This window comes from Streptomyces sp. NPDC101178 (genome assembly GCF_044767965.1).
GTDB lineage: Bacteria > Actinomycetota > Actinomycetes > Streptomycetales > Streptomycetaceae > Streptomyces.
The window spans coordinates 491,041-500,240 of sequence record NZ_JBIWOZ010000007.1; the positions used below are offsets into that span (position 1 = coordinate 491,041).

Annotated in this window: 6 protein-coding genes; 2 read left to right on the forward strand and 4 right to left on the reverse strand. The window is 70.6% G+C overall.

Annotated features, from left to right (window positions below):
• Positions 1 to 164: 164 nt before the first annotated feature.
• The 3 genes from ACIRR8_RS22480 to ACIRR8_RS22490 are packed head-to-tail and all read right to left on the reverse strand — an operon-like array spanning position 165 to position 2,067.
• Positions 165 to 929 carry an SDR family NAD(P)-dependent oxidoreductase gene (locus ACIRR8_RS22480; protein WP_404067541.1) on the reverse strand — a complete coding sequence of 255 codons (765 nt, stop codon included), beginning with the start codon at positions 927 to 929 and terminating at the stop codon, positions 165 to 167.
• Positions 926 to 1,477 (reverse strand): hypothetical protein, encoded by a 552-nt coding sequence (locus ACIRR8_RS22485; protein WP_404067544.1) that lies wholly within the window; start codon positions 1,475 to 1,477, stop codon positions 926 to 928. Before ACIRR8_RS22485 ends, ACIRR8_RS22480 begins: the two co-directional genes overlap by 4 nt.
• 56 nt (positions 1,478 to 1,533) lie before the next feature.
• Entirely contained in the window at positions 1,534 to 2,067 is a 534-nt protein-coding gene (locus tag ACIRR8_RS22490; protein ID WP_404067547.1) for a flavin reductase family protein, read from the reverse strand.
• Positions 2,068 to 2,285: 218 nt separating this feature from the next.
• On the opposite strand from ACIRR8_RS22490, the gene ACIRR8_RS22495 reads away from it, so the two are divergent.
• Together ACIRR8_RS22495 and ACIRR8_RS22500 are read left to right on the forward strand one after the other, a co-directional pair.
• Entirely contained in the window at positions 2,286 to 2,663 is a 378-nt protein-coding gene (locus ACIRR8_RS22495; RefSeq protein ID WP_404067550.1) for a YybH family protein, read from the forward strand.
• Positions 2,664 to 2,748: 85 nt separating this feature from the next.
• The gene (locus ACIRR8_RS22500) at positions 2,749 to 3,150 is read left to right on the forward strand and encodes a nuclear transport factor 2 family protein (RefSeq protein ID WP_319172740.1); all 402 of its coding nucleotides are present in this window, start codon (positions 2,749 to 2,751) and stop codon (positions 3,148 to 3,150) included.
• Between the two features lie 90 nt (positions 3,151 to 3,240).
• Here the strand turns inward: ACIRR8_RS22500 and ACIRR8_RS22505 are convergent.
• A partial coding sequence (locus tag ACIRR8_RS22505; RefSeq protein ID WP_404067552.1) for an SDR family NAD(P)-dependent oxidoreductase occupies positions 3,241 to 9,200 on the reverse strand: 5,960 nt, incomplete at its 5' end.

The window sequence follows — 9,200 nt, forward strand, 5'->3', positions numbered from 1 at the left end:
GGGGGGGGGGGGCCGCGCGGCGGGGGGGGTTGGGGGGGGGGGGGGGGGGGGGGGGGGCGGGGGCGGGGGGGGGGGGGGGGGGGGGGGGCGCCCCCGACGGGCGGAGCGTACGAGAGGACGCAGGGACCGCACATCCCGCGTGCCGCCCCCGTACGCGGGCTCTGTTACTGGTTGACGAAGCCCCCGTCGACCGGCATGACCGTGCCGGTGAGGAAGGGGCAGCGGTCGCTGAGCAGCCAGGCAGCTGCTGCCGCGATCTCCTCCGGGTCCGCCGTCCGGCCCTGCGGAGTCATGGAGTTGACCATGTCCTCCAGGCCCGGGTTGCGTGCGAACCAGTCGGCTGTGATCTCGCTGCGGGTGGTGCCGGGGGCCACGGCGTTCACTCGGATCCCCTGCTTCGCGTACTCGTCGGCGGCGGCCCTGGTGAGGCCGACGACCGCGTGCTTCGACGCGATGTACGGCGCTGCGGTGGGTATGGCCACCAGGCCGCCGACGCTGCTGTTGTTGACTATGGTGCCGCCGCCGTGCCGCAGCATCGCGGATATCTCGGCACGCAGGCAGTTGAAGACGCTGCGGACGTTGGTGTCCATGAGGTTGTCGTAGACCTCGTCGGACATCAGGTGCAGAGGCGTGCGATCGCCACCGGTCCCCGCGTTGTTGAACGCGGCGTCAAGGCGTCCGTAGGTGTCCACCGCGAAGTCCACCGCGAGCGCGGCCTCACGCGCCGACGTGACGTCAGCGACCACGTAGGCCGCCTGTCCCCCGCTGTCGCGCAGTTCGGCGGCGAGCTCGGCGAGCTGTCTCTCTCTTCGGGCGGTGAGCACCACCGTCGCGCCTTCGCGGCAGAAGGTACGCGCCGCGGCGGCGCCGATCCCGCTGCTCGCTCCGGTGACCAGAGCCACTTTTCCGGTGAGAAGTCCGTAATTCATGGCTGAATTCTGTCAGTTGGTCCGGAGGTTGTGACCTGATTCAGCGTCCGGCGTGCCGAACTCCCCAGAGCCCTGACCAGCTCGGTGGACCGGGCCCTCGGTCCCTTGCGGCCCAGCACCGTGAGCACGGCGCTCTCCATCAGCAGGGTGAGAGCCAGCGCCTCTCGCTCCGCGGACAGCTTCGGCGCCCCGGGGAGGCCGGTGCGTCCGCGCGGTACGGGGGTGGGGCCGACAGCCTCCAGAAGTACTTGGCTGCCGCGGAGGAGGAGGGCGGCCCGGAGCCTCGGGTCCTTGCGGTCGGCCGGGGTGAGCGCGGAGTCGACCGCCGCTTCGTACGCCATCATCACCGCGACGGCGAGGGGATCGGTGAACCGCGACACGTAGCTCACGGGCCGGGGCGCCGGGGGTTCGCCTCCGCCACCGCGGATCGGCCGGCCGCGCAGCGTCGCGTTCTTGGTCAGGCCCTCGTTCAGCGCCTGGACGAAGCCGGGGCCGATGACGGCCTCCCAGGGGCTGACGATCGGTTCCATGCGGGGTGCAGCGGACATACCGTCCCTCCGTCGATTCCGTGGCGGCTCATGCGGTGGCGGGGCCGGCCGACGGCTCACGCCGTCGTGGGGTCGACCTGCCGGAACTTGCCGTTGAAGAAGAGCAGTCCCGACGCGTCGACGGCCCGGGACGTGTGCAGCACGTCGCCGATGAAGATCGTGTGGTCGCCGGAGTCGTAGGACTCCGACAGCTCGCATTCCAGCCAGGCGGTCGCACCGTGCAGCAGGGGTGCCTGCGTGTACCGGCCGGGCTCCCAGTCGATCCCTTCGAACTGCTCGGCGCCGAGGATCCTGTCCTTGTTGGCGAAGTGCCGTGCCAGCGTCTCCTGTCCGGATCCCAGGATGGAGATGCCGAAGCGCCCCGAGGCCGTGATCGCCTTGTGCATGACCGCGCTGTGGGCCACGCAGCACAGCACCTTCGGCGGGTCGAGGGCCACGGAGCTGAAGGCGTTCGCCGTCATCCCGTGAATGTGCCGGCCGCCGACGCTCAGAACGGTCACCCCGGTGGCGAAGCGGGCCATTGTCTCCCGCACCGAGGCCGGCTCCATCGGGATTCGGCCGACCGTGTCTTTCGCGTATACAGAACTCATACCGAACCCCTCCGAAGAACCTATTGCGATGAACCTATGCCCTTGAATTCTCTGACCGCCCACCACGGAGTAACCGAAGCCGCCACCTGCACTCATTGCCTGACGATGACCGCCAGATGGAAAAGCTCGCCTAGTTTGGCTCCGACTAGGGTGGGCTGACGTGTGTTCAGCGGCACCTTCTTCCGAGAAGAATGCGGAGTGAATTAACCATGGTGGCCATGGAACAGCTCAGGAAAGAAGTTCTCACTCAGGCGGAGAATGCGGTACGCGCCTTCAATTCCGGCGATGTCGAGCTCCTCGACCGGCTCTTCGCCGAGGACGCCGTTTCCGTACTGGAGGACGGGAAGACGGTCACCGGTGCGGAAAGGAAGGCCGGCCGGGCCGAGCTGCTCGCGCTGGGGCCGGTCATGACGGCGACGGTGGTCGAGTCGTATGTGACGAGTGACACCGCGCTGCTGGTCGTGGAGTGGTCCATCGAGGTCACGGCCACCGCGGACGGCCCGCAGCGGCACTCGGGCACCGCGCTCGACGTGCTGCGCCGGCGCGGTGACGACTGGCTCTACGTGATCGACAACCCGTACGGCAAGGACATCTGACACCGCCTTCCGCGCACGGGCATCCGGGCCGGCCGAACCGGTCGGCCCGCAACCGACTTCACCAAGAGACAGGGACGTTCTCACCATGAGCGAAACGCTCGGCATCGATCTGACCCTCACCGACGACCCCGACCAGCAGAACGAGGTCTTCCTCAACGCGTTCAACTCCGGCGAAGGCGCCATCTTCGACCAGCTCTACCGCGACGACGCCGTCTCCAACCTCACCGGAACCCCCCTCACCGGCACCGCCCGCACCGAAGCCATCACCGCCTTCCTCGCCACCAAGCCCGCCCTCACCTCCAAAGTCCTCCACTCCTTCCGCACCAACGACACCATCCTCCTCATCGTCCGCTTCCACCTCGAAATCCCCACCCCCGACGGCACCAACATCATCGACGGCATCTGCACCGACGTCCTCGTCCACGACACCAACGGCAACTGGATCATGGCCGTCGACCGCCCCGTCGCCGACGAACCCACCGCATAACAACCCCGTGCCCGGCGTCCGATGAGGGCGCCGGACGCCACTGTGGGCCAGGACGCCTCGTGCGCCCTGGCCCACAGTGCTACCTGCCCGTCAGACCGCGGGGTCGTCGAGCTCGGTGTCGATCAGCGCGAAGATCTCCTCCGCCGACGCCGATTCCAGCCGGCTCGCCAGATCCTCCTGGTCCTCCTGGCCCACCCCGCCCGTACCGGAGAGCCGGTCCAGGAGGTTCTGCAGACGTACGACGATCTCGGTCCGATCCGGTCCGTCGTCCGGTACAGCGGTGAGTGCCGCCTCCAGCCGCTCCAGTTCGGCGACGGCCCCGGCCTTGCCGCTGCCCTCCGCGTCGGCGGGCTGGAGCCGTTCCAGCACATGCGCGCTGAGCGCGGCGGGCGACGGATGGTCGAAGGCCATCGTGGCGGCGAGCCGGATGCCGGTCTGCTCGGCGATCCGGTTCCGCAGTTCCACGGCGGTCATCGAGTCGAAGCCCATCTCCTGGAAGGCCCGGTCGGCTTCGACCGCACCGGAGTCGGTGTGTCCGAGGACGGTCGCCACCTCGTTGCGCACCAGTTGGAGGACGAGCTTGTGCCGCTCGGTCGCGGTCAGCCCGGCCAGCTGCCCCGCCAGCCGGCCGCCCGCCTCCTCGTTGGCCGCGATTCCACGCCGGTCGCGCACTCCGACCAGGCCGCGCAGCACCTCCGGGACCCGACCGCCCGAGCGCATCACCGAGGCGTCGACCGGAAGCGCCACCAGTGCGGCGTTGTCGGTGCCGAGCGCGGTGTCGAGCAGGCCGAGCGCCTCCTGGGGCGCGAGCGCCAGGAATCCCTCGCGAACGAACCGGGAGCGGTCACGCTCGTCCAGGTGGGCGTTGATGCCGTCGGGTACGTCCCACAGTCCCCATGCCACCGACGTCGCCGGCAGGCCCTCGGCCGCACGCCGGCCGGCCAGCGCGTCGAGGAACGCGCTCGCGGCGGCGTAGTTGGCCTGTCCGGGTCCGCCGATCACGCCGGTGCTCGAGGAGAAGAGCACGAAGGCGGTGAGGTCCCGCTCACGCGTCAGCTCGTGCAGGTGCCAGGCCGTGTCCGCCTTGGCGCGCAGCACGTCGGCGAGGCCTTCGGGCGTCTGCGCGGCGAGCAGAGCGTTGTCCAGGACTCCGGCCAGGTGCACGACCGCGGTCAGCGGCAGGTCGCCGGGCACGCCGGTGATCGCCTCGGCGAGGGCTTCGCGGTCGCTCGTGTCGCAGGACGCGACGGTGACCTGTGCGCCCGCCTCCTCCAGCTGGTCCAGGAGGCCGGGAGCCGGCCAGGTGCCCTCCGACTGCCGGTCGAGCAGCAGCAGGTGGCGCGCGCCGTGGTCGGTCACCAGGTGCCGGACCACGTGGGCTGCCAGGGCCCCGGCAGCGCCGGTGACGAGGACGGTGCCATCGGCGGATCCGGTGTTCCGGGCGCCTGGCGCCGCCGGCTCGGTGCGGCCCAGCCGGGGCAGCAGGACCGCACCGCCGCGCAGTGCGGCCTGAGGTTCACCGGCGGTGAGCACCGCGGCCAGGAGCGGCTCGGGCGGGGCTCCGGCCTCGGTGGAGGCGTCGATGAGGACGATCCGGTCCGGTGCCTCGGCCTGGGCGGAGCGCAGCAGCCCCCACACCGCTGCCAGGGCCGGGTCCGGCGCCTGTCCGTCGGCGGTGTCCACCGCGCCCGCCGTCAGGACCACGAGCCGGGTCTCCGTGAGCCGGGACTCGGCGAGCCACTCCTGGACGAGGCCGAGCACCTCCCGGGTGAGGAGGTGGGCGGCTTCGGCGGCGGAGTCCACGGCGGCGAGGGGGCCCACTGCGGCGAGGACGGCGTCGACCGCTTCGCCGCCCTCCACCGCGTCGGCGATCTCCGCGACCTTCGTGAACCGCGCCGTACCGAAGCCGGGCAGACCGGCCCCCAGGACGCCCCAGCGCACCGGCGTACCGCTTCCGGACGCGTGGAGAGGGATCCAGTCGAGCCGGTACAGCGGCCCGCGCGCGTCGTCCGCCGGTGTGAATTCCTCGTCGGGTACGTCGCGGAGGACGAGCCGGTCGACGGTGAGCACGGGCGCTCCCGCCGTGTCGGTCAGCTGTACGGAGACGGCCTCGCCCTCCTGGGGCTCCTCCTTGTCGCCCGCCCGGTTCACGAGGACGCGGACGACCGTGGCGCCGGTGGTGTGCAGCCGGACGCCGTGCCACTCGGCCGGAATCCGGACGGAGCCGGCCGGCGCGTCGCCCAGGACGCCGCGCACGGCGTCATCCAGCAGCGCGGGATGCAGGCCGTAGCCTGCGGCGTCCGGCAACAGGCCCTCGTCGAGCCGTACTTCGCCCGTTGCGTCGGCCGTTCCGGTGAGGGCCGGGAGAGGCCCCTCGCCGTCGGCGGCGAGCACACCCTCGGCATGGACGGTCCAGTCGGCGCCGTCGCGGCCGTCGGCGCTTTCCGGGCGGGCATGGACGGTGAAGGTGCGCCGCCCGGATGCGTCGGGCGCGCCGAGCACGGTCTGGAGCCGGACCGCGCCGGACGCGGGCAGGACCAGCGGCTTGTGCGCGGAGAGGCTCACCAGGTGGCCTGCGCCGACCTCGTCGGAGGCCCTGATCGCTGCCTCGACGAAGACGGAGACGGGCACGACGGGGGCGTCGAGGACGGCGTGGTCGCCCACCCAGGCATGGGTGCGGGCCGAGAGCCGGCCGGTGAACAGCACCTGTGCCGTGCCCGCGACCGGAACCGCCGTGCCGAGCAGCGGATGCCCGGTGGCATCGGGGCCGGTGGCCGTGGCGCCGGCCACGGTCGGGTCGAGCCAGTAGCGGTCGTGCTGGAAGGCATACGTGGGCAGCGTGCGGTTACGGGCCCCGGTGCCGGCGAAGAAGGCGTCCCAGTCGACCCGGACACCCCGGTTGTGGAACCGTCCGAGCGCCTGGACGAGAATGGCGGCCTCGGGACGGCCACGGCGCAGTGCGGGTATGGCTTCGGACACCTCGGTGTTCGCGAACGAGTCCGCCGCGAGGGCGGCGAGGACGCTGTCGGGGCCGAGTTCGAGGAAGTGCGTGACGCCCTGTTCCTCCAGGTGGCGGATGCCGTCGTGGAAGCGGACGGCCTCGCGGATGTGACGCGCCCAGTAGTCGGGTGACGTCAGCTCCTCGTTCTTCGCGAGCGTTCCGGTCACGTTCGACACCACGGGAATACGCGGTGCGTGGAACGTCAACCCACCGACCACCGTGCGGAATTCGTCGAGGATTCCCTCCATGTGCGGGGAGTGGAAAGCGTGGCTGACCGTCAGCTCCTTCGCCTTACGACCCCGGCCCCGCAGCTCCTCCACCACCTCCCCCACCGCATCACGATCACCCGACACGACCACCGAGAGCGGCCCGTTCACCGCCGCCACCGCCACCCGGGACTCCCGCCCTACCAGCAGCTCACGGACCTCGGACTCCGCAGCCCGCACCGACACCATCGCCCCACCCGCCGGAGCCGACTGCATCAACCGACCCCGCACCGCCACCAACGCAGCCGCATCAGCAAGATCCAGCACACCCGCCACATGAGCAGCCGCCACCTCACCGATCGAATGACCGGCCAGATAATCCGGCCGCACACCCCACGACTCCACCAACCGGAACAACGCCACCTCGACAGCGAACAACGCCGCCTGCGTATTCACCGTCTCATCAAGACCCTCACCACCCCACACCACATCAGCCACCGAACGCCCCACCACCACATCCAGCGCAGCCACCACCTCATCGAAAGCAGCCGCATACACCGGAAACGCCTCATACAACTCCCGGCCCATACCCACCCGCTGAGCACCCTGCCCCGTGAACAGGAACGCCGACCGACCACCCACCCGCACACCACGCACCACACCCACCGACGACCCACCCGACACCAGGGCGAGCAGTCCGTCCTTGAGTGCGTCGCGGTCCGCGCCGACGACGGTGGCACGATGGTCGAAGGCGGTACGGCTCGCGCCGAGCGCGGCGCCGATGTCGTACAGGTCGCTCCTCGTCCCGGCAGCCGACGTGTCCGTCTCGACGTAGGAGAGGAGACGTGCCGCCTGGTCGCGCAGCGCGTCCGGGGTCCGGCCGGAGAGCACCCACGGAATCACCGGCAGAGACCTGGCCGGCTCCGGGCTCCGCGGCTCGCCGCTCGGCGTCGCCTCCGGGTTCGCCTGCTCGATGATGACGTGGGCGTTGGTGCCGCTGATCCCGAAGGACGAGACACCCGCCCGGCGCGGACGGCCACCGGCCGCCTTCCACTCCCGCTCCTGCGCCAGCAGCGAGATCGCACCCGACTCCCAGTCCACATGCTTCGACGGCTCATCCACATGCAGCGTCCGCGGCAGCACACCGTGCTCCATCGCCTGGATCATCTTGATGATCCCGCCGACACCCGCCGCCGCCTGACTGTGACCGATGTTCGACTTCAACGAACCCAGCCACAAAGGCTCTTCACCCGCACGCTCCTGCCCGTACGTGTTCAACAGCGCCTGGGCCTCGATCGGGTCACCCAGGGTCGTACCCGTGCCGTGCGCCTCCACCGCGTCCACATCGGCCGCACCGAGACCCGCGTTCGCCAGCGCCTGACGGATCACCCGCTCCTGCGACGGACCGTTCGGCGCCGTCAGACCGTTGCTCGCACCGTCCTGGTTGATCGCCGAACCCCGCACCACAGCCAGCACCTTGTGACCGTTGCGCCGAGCGTCCGACAACCGCTCCACCAGCAGCAGGCCCACACCCTCCGCCCAGCCCGTACCGTTCGCCGCACCGGCGAAGGCCTTGCAGCGGCCGTCCGGGGCGAGCCCGCGCTGCCGGGAGAACTCGACGAACGTCGTCGGCTGCGACATCACCGTCACCCCGCCCGCCAGCGCCATGTCGCACTCACCGTTACGCAGCGCGTTCACCGCCAGATGCAGGGCGACCAGCGAGGACGAGCAGGCCGTGTCCACCGTCACCGCCGGACCCTCCAGACCCAGGGTGTACGCCACCCGGCCCGACGCCACACTGCCCGCACTCCCACTCGCCAAGTAGCCTTCGAGCCCCTCCGGCAGTTGCTGCGTACGGGTGCCGTAATCGCTGTACATCACGCCGGCGAAGACACCGGTGCGGCTGCCCTGAAGCGTGGCCGGAACGATCCCGGCACTCTCCACCGTCTCCCAGGCGGTCTCCAGCAGGAGCCGCTGCTGCGGATCGGCGGCCGTCGCCTCACGCGGCGACATCCCGAAGAACTCCGGGTCGAAGAGATCCGCGTCATGCAGGAACCCACCGTGACGGGTGTAACTCGTCCCCGCACGCTCCGGATCCGGGTCGTACAGACCATCCAGGTCCCACCCACGATTGGAGGGGAACTCGCTCACCGCGTCACCTCCGGCGGCGACCAGCCGCCACAGGTCCTCCGGCGAGGACACGCCACCCGGGTAGCGGCACGCCATCCCCACGATCGCGATCGGCTCCGACGACATTCCGGCACGGGTGGCCGTGACGGTCGCCACGGTGCTGTCGTCCTCGTCGCCGACCAGTTCCTTCCCCAGGAACTTGGCGAGGGCGGTGGGGCTGGGGTAGTCGAAGACAAGGGTGGTGGGAAGTCGCAGACCCGTCGCCTGGTTCAGCTGATTGCGCAGCTCCACCGCCGTCAGCGAGTCGAACCCCAGCTCCTGGAAGGGACGGTCGCCGTCGATGACCGAGGCGTCCGTGTGCCCCAGCACCCCGGCCACCTGCCCTCGCACCAGATCCGCCAAGGCGGCTTCGCGTTCGGCCGCGCCGAGGGCGGCCAACTGCCGCGTCAGGGCCGATCCGCCCTCGGCGGCGCCACCGGCAACCTTGCGGCGTACACGCGCGGCGGGCACCAGGCCTCGGAGTACAGGGTGAACTTGCGGGCTTTCGCGCAGGACCTTCGTGTCGAGGTACGTCACCGCGAGAACCGGCTCAGCCATCGACAACGCCGCGTCGAACAGCTCCATCGCCTCAACCGAAGGCAACGCCCGCAAACCCAACCGACCCAACCGACGCAGATCCGTCTCACTCAACCCACCACTGATCGCACTCTCCT